At 31.3% G+C, this 17652-nt stretch carries 13 protein-coding genes and 1 tRNA gene; 5 read left to right on the top strand and 9 right to left on the bottom strand.

From position 1 onward, the window contains the following. Positions 1-21 precede the first annotated feature (21 nt). Together MBM09_RS01315 and MBM09_RS01310 are read left to right on the top strand one after the other, a co-directional pair. On the top strand, positions 22-816 hold the full coding sequence (locus MBM09_RS01315) for a universal stress protein (RefSeq protein WP_238675045.1): 795 nt from the start codon (positions 22-24) through the stop codon (positions 814-816). 7 nt (positions 817-823) lie between these two features. Next, positions 824-897 (top strand) — tRNA-Ala (locus tag MBM09_RS01310). A gap of 12 nt (positions 898-909) precedes the next feature. Here the strand turns inward: MBM09_RS01310 and MBM09_RS01305 are convergent. From MBM09_RS01305 to MBM09_RS01285, 5 genes are all read right to left on the bottom strand, one after another. Continuing rightward, complete coding sequence (locus MBM09_RS01305) at positions 910-1767, bottom strand: S9 family peptidase (protein WP_238675044.1); 858 nt, start codon at positions 1765-1767, stop codon at positions 910-912. Between the two features lies 1 nt (position 1768). After that, positions 1769-4528 (bottom strand): PD-(D/E)XK nuclease family protein, encoded by a 2760-nt coding sequence (locus MBM09_RS01300; RefSeq protein WP_238675043.1) that lies wholly within the window; start codon positions 4526-4528, stop codon positions 1769-1771. Between the two features lie 77 nt (positions 4529-4605). Beyond that, positions 4606-5994, bottom strand: coding sequence for an OmpA family protein (locus tag MBM09_RS01295; RefSeq protein ID WP_238675042.1), 1389 nt, complete (start codon positions 5992-5994; stop codon positions 4606-4608). Between the two features lie 123 nt (positions 5995-6117). Then, positions 6118-7311, bottom strand: a complete 1194-nt coding sequence (kbl, locus tag MBM09_RS01290) for a glycine C-acetyltransferase (protein ID WP_238675041.1) — start codon at positions 7309-7311, stop codon at positions 6118-6120. Between the two features lie 21 nt (positions 7312-7332). After that, the gene (locus MBM09_RS01285; protein WP_238675040.1) at positions 7333-10464 is read right to left on the bottom strand and encodes an exodeoxyribonuclease V subunit beta; all 3132 of its coding nucleotides are present in this window, start codon (positions 10462-10464) and stop codon (positions 7333-7335) included. Between the two features lie 124 nt (positions 10465-10588). On the opposite strand from MBM09_RS01285, the gene MBM09_RS01280 reads away from it, so the two are divergent. Continuing rightward, on the top strand, positions 10589-11197 hold the full coding sequence (locus MBM09_RS01280) for a superoxide dismutase (RefSeq protein ID WP_238675039.1): 609 nt from the start codon (positions 10589-10591) through the stop codon (positions 11195-11197). Positions 11198-11646: 449 nt separating this feature from the next. Here MBM09_RS01280 and MBM09_RS01275 read toward each other — a convergent pair whose 3' ends face one another. From MBM09_RS01275 to purN, 4 genes are all read right to left on the bottom strand, one after another. Continuing rightward, positions 11647-13545, bottom strand: a complete 1899-nt coding sequence (locus MBM09_RS01275; RefSeq protein WP_238675038.1) for an amidophosphoribosyltransferase — start codon at positions 13543-13545, stop codon at positions 11647-11649. Between the two features lie 149 nt (positions 13546-13694). Next, complete coding sequence (locus tag MBM09_RS01270; protein ID WP_238675037.1) at positions 13695-14621, bottom strand: PfkB family carbohydrate kinase; 927 nt, start codon at positions 14619-14621, stop codon at positions 13695-13697. Positions 14622-14711: 90 nt separating this feature from the next. Continuing rightward, a complete protein-coding gene (locus MBM09_RS01265; RefSeq protein WP_238675036.1) occupies positions 14712-15353 on the bottom strand; it encodes a viroplasmin family protein in 642 nt (213 codons plus the stop codon). A 43-nt stretch (positions 15354-15396) separates the two neighbouring features. Continuing rightward, entirely contained in the window at positions 15397-15969 is a 573-nt protein-coding gene (gene purN, locus MBM09_RS01260; RefSeq protein WP_238675035.1) for a phosphoribosylglycinamide formyltransferase, read from the bottom strand. A gap of 185 nt (positions 15970-16154) precedes the next feature. Between purN and MBM09_RS01255 the strand changes: the two genes are divergently transcribed. Beyond that, entirely contained in the window at positions 16155-16388 is a 234-nt protein-coding gene (locus MBM09_RS01255; protein ID WP_007647141.1) for an acyl carrier protein, read from the top strand. 12 nt (positions 16389-16400) lie between these two features. After that, positions 16401-17651 (top strand): beta-ketoacyl-ACP synthase II, encoded by a 1251-nt coding sequence (gene fabF, locus MBM09_RS01250; protein WP_238675034.1) that lies wholly within the window; start codon positions 16401-16403, stop codon positions 17649-17651. Position 17652 lies beyond the last annotated feature (1 nt).

The following is a 17652-nucleotide window of genomic DNA, read 5'->3' as shown; positions in this document are numbered from 1 at the left end:
TTTAACTTTAAATTTAAGGTTATGAAGAATATTTTGGTTCCGGTTGGATCTTCTAAGAATGCATTAAGTCATTTGCAGTATGCTGTGGATTTTGCTCAAGAGTTTGGCGCAAAATTATTTGTGGTACAGGTTTATAATGTTTTTACTAAAGCAGGTACTATGATTAAGGTTGATAAGATTATTGAGCGCGAGAGTTTGGAGTTTTTAAATGGATTGGTGGCCAAAATAGATACTAAAAATGTAGAGGTTATTACAAAAACTTTAAAAGGAGATTTAATTAATACATTGGAATTAGCCTGTAAAGCAGCAGATGTAGATTTAGTTTTGGTAGAGCCAAGAACGAATTCTATTAAGGATGAGGTGTATTTGGGAAAAACTTCAGGCAAAATTATAAAGCAAATGGATGTACCCGCTTTAATTGTGCCAGAAGGTTATAAATTCTCTAAACCAACAAACATATTAATGGCTATTAAATCGGCTATTATAAAAAAGAAAAATGTTTTACAACCTATTAAAGATTTAAAGGATAAATTTAAAGCTTCGGTAGATTTGCTCTTGGTAAAAACACCATATCATAATGAAAACGATTTTGAAGTTAATGAAGAACTTAAAAGCTTAGTTAGAAATACTACCCAAACGGTTAATGCAACTACATTTCAAGGTGTTTTAGAGCATTTTCAATCACACAACCCAGATATGCTTTGTGTGGTAAGACGTAAGCGAGGATTCTTTTCTAAGAAGTGGGAAAAAAATACTATTTTGAAAAAAGATTTTTACAGTACTATTCCTGTTTTAGTTTTAAGCGGATTAAAATAATAAAAAAGGGGATGTAGCTCAGTTGGCTAGAGCGCTTGACTGGCAGTCAAGAGGTCGTCGGTTCGAGCCCGATCTTCTCCACAAGAGCAGTACTTAGGTATTGCTTTTTTGTTTTTTTAGAAAATCAATAACCAATTTTACAGACTCTTCTAAATGAACTGACAAAGCTTCTTTTTCCCATGGGTGAGATGCTCCAAAAACATGGTTTGCACTTTCAATAATTTCAAGTTTACTGTTTTTATTCCATTTATGAAGATTGTATGCTTCTTCAATTAAAACACTTGTATCATCATCTCCATGAATAATTAAATATGGAATTTTTAAATTTGAAACAGCTCGTTTTATAGTTAATCGCTCTTCATTCTCAATAAAATCTTCGTAAAACTGATAGTAATGAGGCATTTTTTGTTTGGTTCTGCCATTTAAAATATACTTTACACCGTCTTTTTTCCATTGTTCTAAATCGCCAACGGTAGATGTTCTTTTAGCAAAATCGCACACACCTGCTAGACTAATTACTTTTTTTATTCTATGGTCTTCTTCAGTTTTTATGGTTACAATTCCTCCAGCTCTACTGTGCCCAATTAAAATAATATCGTTAGTATCTGCTTCACTTTTTAAATCAGGATTTGAACATACCCAATCAATTACGGTTTCTAAATCATCTAATTCCTTTGTGTAGTTGTTATTTCCAAAAGCTTCTAAATCTGGAAAATCAATTGGTTGTTCAACAGTTCCACCATTATATGAAAAATTGAATTTTATAAAATAAAAGCCAGCTTCGGCAAATGCTTTGGCCATTAAACCCCAAGCGCCCCAATCTTTAAAGCCTTTATAGCCATGGCAAAATATAATAATAGGTTTTGGGTTTTTATTTTCAATATGAAAACTATCTAAAAGTATAGGTTTAGTATGTTTACCATCAATAATTATATTTTTAGTACTAATCATTTTAAAGCTCCTTTTCTGTAAAATCAATATCTGGATTACAAATTTCTATAATAAGTTTTTTAAGTTGAATGCTGAAGTTGTTAATTGTTTCTTCAGTAATTAAGGTGTTTTTTTTAGCATAGCTTCCTTGTTTGTCTTTTTTGGCAAATTTTAAAAAGCCTGAACTTAAATTTTTAAGAGAAATAATACCCGCTTCAACAGGAAGATCTATTTGTTTTGATTGACGCAACATATACGCATATGTGAGTATTTGAAAGCTTTTACTAAACTTTTTATAATCTGTAGTAATATCATCCCAATTAACAATTTCAACTTGGTTTTGTTGCACACTACCTGTTTTATAATCAATGATACGTGTGACACCATTATATTCATCAACCCTGTCAATTTTCCCTTTAATTTTAATAGGGAAGTCTAGTTCTGGAATATCAATTAAAACTTCATTATCTACTTCAACAGAAATTATTTTTATTTCATTACCAGCATTTAAAGCGTTAATCTCTAAATCTAAAAAGTTAGATACATAGCGTTTTGAAATTTCGAAAATAATCAGGTTTTTCCCTTTACTAATATCACCCTCTTTATATTCATTTTTAAAATGGAATATAACTCTTTCTTCAATTTTAGATTTTAGGTTTTTAATAGTTTCTATAGTCAACATTTTACCTGTTAATGGCTTGTAAAAGTCTTCAAGGGTATTGTGCACAATGGTTCCTAAAGTATTAGCAGCAACAGTTTCTTCAACATCGTCATGCTCCTTTATTTTTAATATTTTTTGATAATATAAATCAATGGGGTTTCTTATATAACTGGTTAGAGATGAGGGTGAAAACCCATCAGAGGCTAATTGAATAATTTGTTGTTGTAAGTCTTCAGTTTTTTGAATAACAGTTAAACTAGGGTTTATAACAGGAACATGAGGCGCAATGATTTGATGATTTATGTTATGAATACCTTCTAGTTCTAATTGAGTAATAAACCTACTTTTTTCTCCACCAGTTAAAACATCAGCTTCCGTATTATACAGAATATAAATGTTTTTAGCACGCTGTAAAAGTCTGTAAAAATGATAGGTGTAAACAGCATCTTTTTCTTTGTATGTTGGCAAATCATTCTCAATTTTAACATCAAAAGGAATGAATGAGTTATTGGTTTTTCCCGAAGGTAAAATACCTTCGTTTACAGAAGAAATAATAACAGTTTCAAAATCTAAAACACGAGACTCTAGCATTCCCATTATTTGTAAACCTTGTAAAGGTTCGCCTTGAAAGTCTAACGTTTCTGTGCTTAATAATTCTTTATAAACACTATATAATGCTGAAACGTCTTTTATATGATGATACTCTGTATTCAACCTTTTAAGTTCATTAAAGAGTTCATTAAAACGAAACAAATATTCCAGTGAAAGTAAATTAGCCTTCTTTTCTTTATCTAAAAAACTTTTAATGCTTAATATTAATTGCGAACAATTATTTAGAGCTATTTCAATAGATTTTTCCCAGTTTGAAAACAGTAAATCGATAACTTTTTTCGTTTCTTTAGCTATTTGGATTAGCTTATCTTTTGTTAAATAAACAATGTTATTGTTTTCTATAATTTCAATGATTTTTGAGGTATAATCAACATCATTAATATTCAACAAAGGCCTTATAAATTGATGAGATATAATGTTTATAACATCTTTATAGTAAAAAGAATTTGAAGCTGTTTTATGTAAATGAAATAATTCTTCAAAAAGTGAAGCTAATGGAATAGATTTTAAAGGAAATCCCATAGTAATATTTAAGGCTTCAATAGATTTTGGAAGTGAATTAAGTACAGGGATTAATAAGTTTTCATCACCAAGTATAACTGCTGTATTTTGTAAGGATGAGTCGGTTTTTTGTAAATTACTTAAAATCGAACCTATATGTTTTGCTTGACCAATGTTTTTAGGAATTCCGAAAACCGAAATATTTTTTTCTTTTGAATAGTTTTCAGTTATCCAATTAAAAGGATTGTTTTTAAAATAATGCCATTGATTTTTGTGATGCCTTGTAAATAGTGCCGCATCATGTTTTGGGTTATTTATAAAAACAGAATCAATATCCCAATAAATTTTTGCTAAATCGTTTTGCAGCAATTCTTTAATAATAGTTTCTTCAGCAGTATTTAATGCATTAAACCCTAAAAAAACATGTTGCTTTGTTTGATTGCTTTGAATGTAAGCTTCTAGATTTTCAACCGCTTTCCTATAAATTAAACCTTGATATCCAATATGTTTACTTAAAAGAAATTTGGTAAAATGGGTATAATAGCCAAAGAGTTTATTCCAAAACGACAAATAGTTTTTTACAAAATCTGTTTTTTCTTGCTCTAAAGACCAATGTTTTAAGTCTTGAATAGCGCTTAAATAATCAAATATTTTTTCCTGTGGAATAAGATATCTATCTATTTCATTAAAATCCTGAAGTAATATTTGTGCCCATTTTGAAAAGGATTCAAATGAATCGAGATCTTTTTCTTTTGTTAATTGAGAATATGAATTATAAAAATCAAAAAGGAGTTCGGTATTTGAAATACTTCTAAGCTGTGATAGTTCTTCAACAAATTCTTCAATGCTTATAATTTCAGGAGAGAAAACAGTTTGGTTTATAACTTTGGCTAATTGGTGTTTTAAAAATAAACCAGCTCTTTTGCTGGGTAACACAAAAGTGATTTCAGAAATATTAGTACCGTTACTTTTTAAATCTTTTAAAACATCAAAAATGAAAGTAGTCATTGTATAAAAATAAAAAACGCTTCGGATATCCGAAGCGTTTTTTGTAAACTTATTTTTTAAAATTAAATAGCTCTTTCTTATTTAGCTAAGTTAATTTCTACACGTCTGTTGTTTGCTCTACCAGCTCTAGTTTTGTTAGTATCAATTGGTTTTGATTCTCCGTAACCAAGAGCAGAAAGTCTGAAAGCATCAATTCCATTTTCAACTAAATATTCTTTTACAGAATTAGCTCTAGAATCAGATAATCTTTGGTTTAATGTTTCACTACCAACGCTATCAGTATGACCTTCTACAGTAAATTTAGCTGTTGGGTATTCTTTAAGAATTGCAATGATATCAGCTAATACAGAAGCAGATTGTGCTTTTATAGTAGATTTACCTGTATCGAATAAGATAGTTTTTGCATATTCGTTAAGAGTTTTTTGAACTTCAGCAGTTACTTCAGGACAACCGTTATTTGCAACAGTACCTTTAACATCTGGACATTTGTCATCTTTGTCTAATACACCGTCACCGTCTTTATCAGCCCATGGACAACCTTTGTTAGAAGCAGGACCAGCTTCGTTAGGACAAGCATCATCAGCATCAGTTACACCGTCACCATCAGCATCAGGACAACCAGCTAAAGCTTTTAAACCAGCGACTGTAGGACAGTTATCTTCTTTATCAGCAATACCATCTCCGTCAGTATCAGGACAACCATTCATTTCAGCTAAACCAGCTTCATTTGGACAATCATCTTTAGAATCTTCAATACCATCACCATCAGTATCAGGGCAACCATTGAAAGCTTCTAAACCGGCAACTTCTGGACAAGCATCATCTTTGTCGTATATACCATCACCATCAGTATCAGTTCCACCAAATTTGATAGATAAACCAGCACTATGTTGGAAATGTGTTTGTAAATAATCTTCAAAAGCATGTTTGTATGATGTTTGTACAGTCAAACCAACGTTTTCACTAAACCATACATTTAAACCTAATGTTCCGTTTAAAGTACCAGCACCTACTTCATCAATCCAAGTGTAACCACCTCCAACACCTAAATAAGGGTCTAAAGTTGTACCTTCAATGAAATTATACTTAATGGTACCATCAACACCATAGTATGATAAGTCATCAACAGTGTTTACTTGCTCAGGAACACCTGGAGGTAATCCAGGAACATCTCCCCATTTATCAATTTTATTTAAAGATCCAGTAATACCAAAAGAGAATTTGTCACTTAAGTATTTGGAAACAGTGATGGTAGATAAAGATGGTAAAATATTCCAGTGATCAGTTACATTTCCGAATTCATCAAAAATAGTTTCACTAAAAGGGGCACCATCTCCAGAAGGATAAGCATCAACTGCGTTAACTCCTATGGTAATTTGCCAAGGATTGTTTTCGTCTTGCGCATTTACGTTGCTATAACCAAGTACAAGCAACATAGCGAACAATAATCTGCTAAGATTTTTCATATTCAAAAGTTTAATTTTTAAGTGTTAATTGTAAACAAAAGTAAGTTGTTAAATGTTATTAACAAAGACAAATATATAAAAAAATAGAACATATCGTTTATTCGTCGATAGTTCATAATGAATTTAGATAATATTTAATGCTTTACCTACCTTAATAAATGCCATAATAGCCTTATCTAAATGCTCTTTTGTATGAGCAGCCGACAATTGCACACGTATTCTAGCTTTATCTTTAGGAACTACAGGAAAAAAGAACCCAATCACATAAATATCTTCTTTTAAAAGCATATTTGCCATAGTTTGAGATAGTTTTGCGTCATATAGCATAACTGGTACAATGGCAGAATCACCATCTATAATACCAAAACCAGCTTTTTTCATACCTTTTTTAAAATAATTTGTGTTCCATTCTAAAGTATCTCTTAATTGCGTATTGTTTGCTAACATATCAAATACCTTAATTGAGGCGCCTACAATAGCTGGAGCAAGAGAGTTAGAAAATAAATATGGTCTTGAACGTTGGCGTAGCATGTCAATAATTTCTTTTTTACCAGTGGTGTAACCACCCATAGCGCCTCCTAAAGCTTTACCCAATGTTCCGGTAATGATGTCAATTCTACCCATAACGTCTTTTTCTTCAAGGGTACCTCGTCCTGTTTCCCCAATAAAACCAGCCGCATGACACTCGTCAATCATCACTAAGGCATCATATTTATCTGCTAAATCACAAATTTTGTCAAGTGGGGCTAATAATCCATCCATGGAGAACACACCATCTGTTACTATTATTTTAAAACGCGCACCATTTTCATTGGCAGAAATTAGCTGATTTTCTAAATCTTGCATATCATTATTTTGATAACGATATCTCGCAGCCTTACATAATCTAACACCATCTATTATTGATGCATGGTTTAAGGAGTCAGAAATGATAGCATCTTCCATTTCAAATAAGGTATTAAAAACTCCTACATTTGCATCAAAAGCGGCTGCATATAATATGGTGTCTTCGGTTTGATAGAAATCTGAAATTTTTTGTTCCAACTCTTTATGAATGTCTTGAGTGCCACAAATAAAACGAACTGAAGACATGCCAAATCCATGTGTATCCATTGTATCTTTTGCTGCCTGAATAACATCTGGATGTGAAGAAAGCCCTAAATAATTGTTTGCGCAAAAGTTTAAAACTTTTTCTCCTGTGTTTAAAGTTATTTCTGCACCTTGAGCCGAAGTAATAATTCGTTCTTCTTTATAAAGTCCGTTGTTTTTTATGTCTTGAAGCTCATTTTTTAAATGATTTTTCAGTTTTCCGTACATATTATTGTGTTTTTTGCAAATTTAAACATCTTTCACTTTAATGTCCTTATTTATATATACAAGAATTTTCTTTTTTACCGTTATTTTCATTTCTTCTAACACATCTTGATAAGACTGTAATTGTTGCTCATGCTTTTTGTCTTCAACTCCGGTTTTATAGTCAATTATCACAGCTTCGTTTTTAGAATTTATTACAATTCTATCGGGTCTTAAAACAATATTTTCTTTTGTAATAATATCACGCTCATTATAAACAATATCATTTGAGTTATAGTAGTCTATAAGTTTTGGGTGCTCCACAATTTGATATACCAAAGCGTTTAATTTTAATGCCTGCTCTTCATTAATAATAGATGAGTTTATGAAATCACTAATAACAAGATCAATATCATTTTTTGTTTTAATTTGAGACATAATATCATGAACAAGATTTCCTTTTTCAATAGCATCCTGTTGATTGGTATCCCAAAGAAATCCAGATTTTGTAACAACTTTTATATTGTGTTCTTCTTTTGAAGTTGAAATAAATTCATTTTGAATATATGCTTCTTCTGATGATGTTGAACTTTCTATCGATTTCTTATTGTTTCCAAAGTGATAGGTCGATTTTGAATCACTCCAAAATCCTAAATGTTGTAAATATTTAATGAATAAGCCTGAATATTTTTTATTATTAATCTCACCTTTTTCTGAAATATCTTTTGAAGAGATAATATATAATTGTTCAACGGCACGCGTAAGTGTAACATATAACAAATTGATATTATCTAATTCTTGTTCTGCTTGGTGGTTGTTGTAAATGCGTTTACCTTCTTCACCATAATTCTCAAAATCTTTGTTGTAGTTTAAAAGCGCATAGGTAAAGTCTTGGTATTTTTCTTTGTTAAGTTTAAACCATTCTTTTGGTTCAAGTTCTCTATAAATATCTAAATCGGCATAAGGAAATATAACTACAGGAAACTCTAAACCTTTAGATTTATGAATGGTCATAATTTGAACTGCATTTTGTCCTTTTGGTGAAACAATACTAAGACTGTCTTTTTTCTTATTAAAATACTCCAAAAATGCTGAAATGTCTGAAGCTTTTTTTTGTGAAAAATCTAAAACAACATCTAAATAAAACTGAATATAAGCGTTTGATGTTTTAACCAAATTAAAACTTCTTACAATAGTTTCAGTTAAATCGTAAAGAGGCAGCTGAACTAAATAATCACTATTTATGAGAATATTAAAGTTTTCAAATTCTTTAAATAGCGCATTAAGAGATAAATTAATATGATTTGAAAAAAAAGCGTGCTTGTTTTCAATATTAAAAAGAGTAGTTAAATAGTTTAAAACCGAAATTTTCATTTCGTTGTTTTTTGGTTGAATCAATAATGCCAACAAATCATTTATAAAAGTTACTTCGGGTGAATTAGACAACAGTAAAGTTTCAGACGAAACAATTGGTATTTGGTTTTGGCTTAAATAATTGGCTACTGCAACGCCTTCTTTTTTCTTACGAACCAATACGCAAATATCTTGTAAGTTGAATTTGTTTTCTAAACAGCGATTAACAGTTTTTAAAACCCGATCTGGAAAAATGTCATCTCTATTATCTTCTTTTGCTATATCTAAAAAAGATAGTTCTACATAACCACTATCCTCTAGATTGAATTCTTGATTTGCAGTTTCATAAAGCGATGCATATTCCTTTTTAATAAACACTTGATTTGATAAAAATTTAAAAAAACCATTATTAAAACGGATGATTTCTTTAAAGCTTCTATAGTTTGTAGGTAGGTTTTTAATGTGTTTTTCAACAATAAACGGGTTGTCTTCATTAAACAAACCAATAAATTGTTCTGCTTTTCCACCACGCCATCTATAAATAGCTTGTTTTGCATCGCCAACCAGCATAGCGCTTCCAGTTTCTGATGAAAGCGAGTTATTTAATAAAGGAATTAGGTTTTCCCATTGCATTACAGAGGTGTCTTGAAACTCATCAATAAAATAGTGATTGAATTTTTCGCCAATACGTTCGTAAATAAAAGGAGTGGGTTGGTTTTTTATTTCTTTACTAATTATGGAATTAAATTCTGAAATCAACATTTTATTTTGTTCTAATTTTAAAGCTTTTAATTCGATATTAATAGCGTTTAAAACCGATAGTGGTGTAATGTTTTTATAAAAACTGTTTAAAAATTTAAGATGAAAAATAGCTTGTTTAGTCTTGTTAAAAGCTAAAGCAATTTGTGGCTGAATTTGTTCAATTATTGAAGCTATTTCATCAGTAACACGTTTGGGGTAGAGTGTTTTGGTTTCAATATCTTCTTGCCATTTGGTGTCAAAATTAACGTTAAAGTTTTCATCCGCTAACTTTTTAAAATGTTTGGGTAAATAGCTTCCAGAAAAGTCATCAAATTGTAAACCAGTTTCTTCAATTAAAGTTAAAATGCTTTGTGCTTGTTCAATAATTTGTGTTTTGGTAGTTGTTACTTCTTTTTTTAACTGCGTTTTGAGTCTTTTAAAATCGTCTAACGTTTTGTCCTTTAGTTTTTCAATAAAAGGAATGTCGTTTTCGTTAACCAATAGTTTTGCAATCTTATTAAAATCAAAAGCTACGTCCCAACTTTTATCGTCATCGGCTTTTTCAATAGCAAAATCAACTAAATTATTTGTAAGCTCTTTATCAGTTCCGGCTTTAGCAATTAAACTATCAACAGCTTCATTTAGTAAAGCATCCTGGTCTAATTCCACTTCAAAATTTAAAGGTAATTGTAAATCGTGGGCAAAAGTTCTAATAAGTTTATGTGTAAAGCCATCTATGGTCGAAATGTCAAAAGCAGCATAGTTATGTATAATTGTGTTTAATAGTTTTTCAGCTTTGTTATGAAGTTTTTCTGGTTCCATTTCCAGTTCATTACAAATCACTTCAAACATGCTGTTAGGGTATTCTAAAATTGAAGGTTCAGAAAATTGTTTTAAAGTTTCTATAATGCGCTCTTTCATTTCAGACACAGCTTTATTAGTAAATGTAATAGCTAAAATGTTTTTAAAAAGGAAAGGACTGCTTGATGCAAATAATATTTTTAAATATTCTTTTACTAGCGTAAAGGTTTTTCCGCTACCTGCAGATGCATTATATATTGTAAAAGGCTGAGTTTTTTGCACAGATTAATATTTGTTACAAGATAAAAACTATCAATGATTTGATAACAATTTATTATTTTTAATTGACCTGTTTTATATGTAAATTTGAAAGAAATTAAATATTAATAATTTAAAACAAAAAATTATGGCTTTCGAATTACCGAAATTAGGATATGCATATGATGCTTTAGAACCTCATATAGATGCAAGAACTATGGAAATACACCATACTAAACATCACAACGGATATACAAATAATTTAAATAACGCAATTGCAGGAACAGATTTAGAAGGAAAATCTATTGAAGATATCCTTGCAAATTTAGATATGAATAATGCTGCTGTTAGAAATAATGGTGGTGGTTTTTACAATCACTCATTATTCTGGGAAATAATGAATCCTGAAGGAAAAGGAAGATTATCTGGAGAATTAAAAGACGCTATTGAAGCCGCTTACGGTTCGGTAGATGCTTTTAAGGATACTTTTGCAAAAGCTGCAGCAACAAGATTTGGTTCTGGTTGGGCTTGGTTATGTGTTCACAAAGGAGGAAAAGTTGAAGTGTGTTCTACACCAAATCAAGACAATCCATTAATGCCAGGAGTAAGTTGTGGAGGAACACCTATTTTAGGAATTGATGTTTGGGAACATGCTTATTACTTAAATTATCAAAACCGTCGTCCTGATTACATTAATGCATTTTTTAATGTAATTAACTGGAACGAAGTTGAAAAACGTTACGCAGAGGCTAAGTAAATAAACAGTCTTTCAAAATAAAATTAACGCTCACATTTGTGGGCGTTTTTTTGTTTAATAAATTAAATGAAAAAGGTGAATACGAGAGTATTCACCTTTTTGCCCCAAATCTACCATAAACTTAACCTACTTATGTTATGGTGAAGCAAAAGTATAACAGTAATAAAGACTGCTAAAATATTTTAGTTAAACGACGTATATATTGGCTTAAAAGAGTTTGAATATGAAGATGTCAAACTAAGAGAAAATAGGTGTTGCGTATAAAAAAAGGCGAACAGATGTTCACCTTTTTTTGCCCCAAATCTACCATGAACTTAACCTACTTATGTTATGGTGAAACTAATTTATGCGTATTTTTAGAGAATATATTCATTTTTTAGATGAAGCGCATATTTATCAGATTAAATGTATTTATTGAAAATAGAGTGTTAAAATTATTAATTTAATAATTAATAGGCTCGTTCTTTATTGCCTTCGTAAAAGTTTATAAAAGCTCTGTTTACAACCCTATTTCCGCCAACGGTTGGATAATTACCTGTAAAGTACCAATCGCCTAAATGTTTAGGGCACGCTTTGTGTAAATTTTCTACAGGTTGGAATATAATTTTCACTTCTGCTGTTATAGATTCATGACTTAAAATCTCAGATATCTTGTCTGAAATCTGTTCATCTGTAAAAGGATCATAAATTTCTTTTACAAAATTTTGAACGTGTTTATCATCTAAATCTGTTTGATCAATACATTTTTTATAAACCTCTTCTACAATATCATATTTATTAACGTCTTTTAATAATTCTAAAGCAGCTCTAAAAGCCACCAAACTTTCAAGGTTTGCCATATCAATACCGTAACAATCTGGATAACGAATTTGTGGAGCAGAAGACACCACTATAATTTTTTTAGGGTTTAAACGATCAAGCATTTTTAAGATACTCTTTTTTAAAGTTGTACCTCTTACAATACTATCATCAATAATAACAAGGTTATCAGTAGGTTTAATAACACCATAAGTAATATCGTAAACGTGTGCTACTAAATCATCACGACTGCTATCTTCTGTAATAAAGGTTCTTAGTTTTACATCTTTAATAGCTATCTTTTCTACTCTAGCTCTTTCAGATAAAATTTCAGTGACCTTATCAGCAGATATAGATCGTTGTCCGTTTAAAATAGCATTAGTTTTCTTTTTATTAATAAAAGCCTCGGCAGTTTCAACCATTCCAAAAAATGATGTTTCAGCAGTATTAGGAATATAAGAGAATACCGTGTTTTTTGTATCGTTTTCAATAGCTTCTAATACTTTAGGCATTAATAATTTACCTAGCATTTTTCGTTCTTGGTATATTTCGGCATCACTACCTCTAGAGAAATAAATACGTTCAAAAGAACAGGCTTTTCTTTCTAATGGTTCTAAGATTTGTTTTATAGAAACCTTACCAGATTTTTTAGTGATAATAGCACAACCTGGTTCTAGTTCTTTAACATCTTCAAAATTTACATTAAATACTGTTTGTATAACAGGGCGCTCTGATGCTACTACAACAATTTCATCATCTTGATAGTAATATGCCGGTCTTATACCTGCGGGATCCCTTAAAACAAAAGAATCACCATGACCAATAAGTCCTGCCATAGCATAACCACCATCCCAGTTTTTTGCAGCTCTTTTAAGTATTTTTGCAACATTTAAGCGTTCTGCTATTTGTGGAGAAGCTTCACGTTTGTTGTAGCCTTCTTTCTTTAAATCTTTATATATTTTACTAACAGCATCATCAAGGAAATGACCAATTTTTTCCATTATTGTAATGGTATCTGTATATTCCTTTGGGTGTTGTCCTAATTCTATAAGGTTGCTAAAAAGCTCTTTAACATTAGTCATGTTAAAGTTTCCAGCCATAATTAAATTTCTGTGCATCCAGTTGTTTTGCCTTAAAAACGGATGTACACTTTCAACACTGTTTTTCCCGAAAGTACCATATCTAACATGACCTAATAATACTTCGCCTATGTAAGGGATATTCTTTTTTTGTGCAGCAACATCATTTGCATATTCTGGGTGATCTTCAAATTCTTTATTAACTCTAGCATTAATTTGAGCAAAAATATCCTGAATGGGTTGTTGCGCTACAGAACGCACTCTACTTATATACCGTTCTCCAGGTTTAGTATTGAGTTTTATACTTGCAAAACCAGCACCATCTTGTCCGCGATTGTGCTGTTTTTCCATCATTAAATACATTTTGTTTACTCCATAAAATGCACTTCCATATTTTTCTTTATAATATTCTAAAGGTTTTAATAGCCTAATCATAGCTATTCCACATTCGTGTTTTAAGACATCACTCATATTATAAATGTTTTCGCTGTCGCGGAAAAATGGTTAATATTATTATATTCCTACTTTCGGAGGAATGACAAATTGTTGATACAAAAAGATATATCTTTTTGAGTTTTGTTATAAATCAAAAAACGCACTCTATTTTAGAGCGCGTTGGTTTATGTTAATTCTATTTCAAATTGCGTTAGTTGCTTAAATTGCAATAAGCGCTCATGAACTTCTTCATTCGATAAATTTTGCATACGCTCGGTTCCAAATTTTTCAACACAAAACGACGCTAAAGTTGAACCATATATAATGGCATTCTTCATGTTTTCAAAAGAAGTATCACCAGTTTTTGCAATATAGCCAGCAAACCCACCAGCAAATGTGTCGCCTGCACCTGTAGGATCAAATACTTCTTCTAAAGGTAGTGCTGGAGCATAAAATATATGTTCGTTATGAAATAATAATGCACCATGTTCACCTTTTTTAATTACCACATACTTTGGACCCATTTCATGAATCTTTCTAGCTGCAACAACTAGCGAATATTCACCAGATAATTGTCTAGCCTCTTCATCGTTTATGGTTATTACATCTACACGTTTTATAACGTTATGTAAATCCTCTAAAGCACAATCCATCCAAAAGTTCATGGTGTCTAAAATCACCAGTTTTGGTTTGGTTGTCATTTGATCTAATACGCTAGATTGCACTAAAGGATGCAAGTTTCCTAACATAACTACTTCTGCATCTTTGTAATTATTAGGTACAACCGGATTAAAATCTGCAAGAGTATTTAATTCTGTTACTAAGGTGTCACGAGAATTCATATCGTTATGGTAGCGCCCACTCCAAAAGAATGTTTTACCTTCTTTTACAATTTCAATACCAGTAATATCTATATTTTTATCTGATAGTAAGTCTAAATATTTTTGAGGAAAATCTCCACCAACAACAGAAACTGCAGCAGCATCAACCTCAAAATGAGAAGCGGCAAGACCAATAAAAGTTGCAGCACCACCAAGAATTTTATCGGTTTTCCCGAAAGGCGTTTCAATAGCATCAAACGCTACAGTGCCTACAATTACTAATTTACCCATAAAAGGAGTCTTAATTTTGGTGCAAATATAAGTGTTTTAAACACTAATTAAAACAATATTTTTTGTGAATAAATTGAAGAGAACAATTGTTTACTTACGACCAAAATCTGCAGGAATTTCCCCCCAAGCTTTGGTTTCCCATTTTACAATAACGGTATTGTAAGTATTGTTTTTTAGCCAATCGATAGCTCTGTCTACTAAATCAAAAACAGGTTTGTTTTTGTCGTTACGTTCTAATTTTGTGTTACAGTTTTTCTTTTTAACCCAACTTATAGCTGTTTTAGAGTCTGTATATATTATACGGTTACTGTTTTTCTTTTTTAATAAAGCTAAACCGTGTACTATGGCGAGAAATTCACCAATATTATTTGTGCCTTCTTCAAAAGGGCCTTGAATAAACAGTTGCTTTTTGGTTTTAGTATCAACACCCCGATACTCCATTTTACCAGGATTTCCGCTTGATGCTGCGTCAACTGAAATAGAATTATAATTTGGTTGACCGATTTTTTTAAGTTGTTCTGGGGTTAATTCGCTTTTGAATTTAGAGGTTTTACCTATATAGTCTTTGTAATTTCCTTTTAGAGCAGTTTTGGCGGCATCAAAAGTTGAAAACGATTTATATTGTGCGCCTTGAAAATCTTTAATTTGTGCTTTACAATCATCCCAAGATTCAAAAACACCAGTTTTATGACCTTTCCAAACTGTATAATATTTCTTTTTCTTTTTTGACATATATGTCATCCTGAACTTATTTCAGGATCTTTTAATTTAATATCTATACATTCTTAAGAAGAAGTTTTTCAACTACCTTCGGGAAATGTTCCATTTCCAATTTATGGATTTTAGCAGCTACGTCTTCAACAGAATCTGTTGGTAAAACTTCGCATTTTGCTTGAAAAATTGTGGCGCCTTCATCATAATTTTCATTTACATAATGAATAGTAATGCCTGTTTCAATTTCATTATTGGCAACAACTGCTTCATGAACATACATGCCATACATACCTTTTCCGCCATATTTAGGTAATAAAGCAGGATGAATATTAATAACTTTGTTAGGAAATGCATTCAAAATATTCTCGGGGAATTTCCATAAAAAACCAGCTAAAACAATTAGGTCTGGTTTTGATGCTTTTAGAATATTTAGTACATCATTAGTTTTATAAAAGGCTATTCTGTTAAATGATAATGCGCTAATTTTTAAATTTTTACACCGCTCTAAAACTTTGGCATGGGGATTGTTAGTAATCACTTGAATAACAGAAGCATTATCTCTGTTGTGAAAAAACTTAATTAAATTTTCAGCATTAGTACCACTTCCGGACGCAAAAATTACAATACGTTTCATTTACAGATTATAATGTTAAGATTATTCGAACAAAAAAAAGAATAATTATTAACAATTAGAAGGTAAAATAGAAATACTTAAAAGTAATTTTAGTAAATTACAAACACATTTTTAAATTAAAGGTGTGTTTTAAAAATAAAGTTTTTTATTTTTGCCAACTAATTAAAACCTTAAATTAAAAGATTATGTCAGACATTGCATCAAGAGTAAAAGCGATTATCGTAGACAAATTAGGAGTAGATGAAAACGAAGTTGTAACTGAAGCAAGCTTCACAAACGATTTAGGAGCAGACTCTTTAGACACTGTAGAATTAATAATGGAATTTGAAAAAGAATTCGATATCCAAATTCCAGATGATCAAGCTGAAAATATCGCAACAGTTGGTCAAGCTATATCATACATAGAAGCTGCAAAATAAGCAAAATACTTTATGGAATTAAAGCGAGTTGTAGTCACAGGATTAGGAGCTTTAACACCAATTGGCAATACCAAAGATGAATATTGGGAAGGCTTAATTAGTGGTAAAAGTGGTGCTGCGCCTATAACCTATTATGATACCGAAAAGTTTAAAACAAAATTCGCTTGCGAAATAAAAAACTTTAACGCAACCGATTTTCTTGATAGAAAAGAGGCTCGTAAAATGGATAAGTTTGCACAATATGCTATGGTAGCAGCAGATGAAGCCATTGCAGATGCCAAATTAAATCTAGATGAGGTAAACAAATTGCGTGTAGGTGTTATATGGGGAGCAGGAATAGGTGGTTTAGAAACCTTTCAAAACGAGGTGATTAACTTTGCTGAAGGCGATGGAACACCAAGATTCAACCCTTTCTTTATTCCAAAAATGATTGCCGACATTGCGCCAGCAAACATTTCCATAAAACATGGTTTTATGGGACCAAATTACACAACGGTTTCTGCTTGTGCATCTTCTGCAAATGCTATGTTTGATGCTCTAAACTCTATACGTTTAGGACATTGTGATGTAGTGGTAACAGGAGGTAGTGAAGCAGCAGTAACTATTGCAGGAATGGGAGGCTTTAATGCAATGCATGCATTATCTACCAGAAACGAAAGCCCAGAAACAGCTTCTAGACCATTTGATGGTACTAGAGATGGTTTTGTTTTAGGTGAAGGTGCAGGAGCACTTGTTTTGGAAGAATATGAGCATGCAAAAGCAAGAGGCGCTAAAATATATGCTGAGTTTTTAGGAGGAGGATTATCCTCTGATGCTTATCATATGACAGCACCCCATCCAGATGGCATAGGTGTTATTGCCGTTATGAAAAATTGTTTAGAAAATGCAGGTCTAAAACCAGAAGATGTAGATCATATTAATACACATGGTACATCAACACCTTTAGGAGACGTCGCAGAACTTAAAGCAATTTCAGAAGTATTTGGAAGTCATGCGAAACACATAAATATTAATTCAACAAAATCAATGACAGGTCACCTATTAGGTGCTGCAGGAGCTATAGAAGCTATTTCGGCTATTATGGCTATGGAACATGGAATTGTTCCACCTACAATTAACCACTCAACGGTTGATGAAAACATTGATCCAGAATTAAATTTAACCTTAAACAAGGCTCAAAAGCGCGATGTAAAAGTAGCAATGAGTAATACATTTGGATTTGGCGGACACAACGCTTGTGTATTATTTAAGAAATTAGATTAAA

The sequence above is a fragment of the Flaviramulus sp. BrNp1-15 genome, assembly GCF_022259695.1.
GTDB lineage: Bacteria > Bacteroidota > Bacteroidia > Flavobacteriales > Flavobacteriaceae > BrNp1-15.
This window is presented reverse-complemented; position numbering and strand designations above follow the sequence as displayed.

What these genes read in the sequence shown, in the direction of transcription:
- MBM09_RS01315 (WP_238675045.1), top strand. Translation starts at nt 22, where the DNA reads ATGAAGAATATTTTGGTTCCGGTTGGATCTTCTAAGAATGCATTAAGT.
- MBM09_RS01305 (WP_238675044.1), bottom strand. Translation starts at nt 1,767, where the DNA reads ATGATTAGTACTAAAAATATAATTATTGATGGTAAACATACTAAACCT.
- MBM09_RS01300 (WP_238675043.1), bottom strand. Translation starts at nt 4,528, where the DNA reads ATGACTACTTTCATTTTTGATGTTTTAAAAGATTTAAAAAGTAACGGT.
- MBM09_RS01295 (WP_238675042.1), bottom strand. Translation starts at nt 5,994, where the DNA reads ATGAAAAATCTTAGCAGATTATTGTTCGCTATGTTGCTTGTACTTGGT.
- kbl (WP_238675041.1), bottom strand. Translation starts at nt 7,311, where the DNA reads ATGTACGGAAAACTGAAAAATCATTTAAAAAATGAGCTTCAAGACATA.
- MBM09_RS01280 (WP_238675039.1), top strand. Translation starts at nt 10,589, where the DNA reads ATGGCTTTCGAATTACCGAAATTAGGATATGCATATGATGCTTTAGAA.
- MBM09_RS01275 (WP_238675038.1), bottom strand. Translation starts at nt 13,545, where the DNA reads ATGAGTGATGTCTTAAAACACGAATGTGGAATAGCTATGATTAGGCTA.
- MBM09_RS01270 (WP_238675037.1), bottom strand. Translation starts at nt 14,621, where the DNA reads ATGGGTAAATTAGTAATTGTAGGCACTGTAGCGTTTGATGCTATTGAA.
- MBM09_RS01265 (WP_238675036.1), bottom strand. Translation starts at nt 15,353, where the DNA reads ATGTCAAAAAAGAAAAAGAAATATTATACAGTTTGGAAAGGTCATAAA.
- purN (WP_238675035.1), bottom strand. Translation starts at nt 15,969, where the DNA reads ATGAAACGTATTGTAATTTTTGCGTCCGGAAGTGGTACTAATGCTGAA.
- MBM09_RS01255 (WP_007647141.1), top strand. Translation starts at nt 16,155, where the DNA reads ATGTCAGACATTGCATCAAGAGTAAAAGCGATTATCGTAGACAAATTA.
- fabF (WP_238675034.1), top strand. Translation starts at nt 16,401, where the DNA reads ATGGAATTAAAGCGAGTTGTAGTCACAGGATTAGGAGCTTTAACACCA.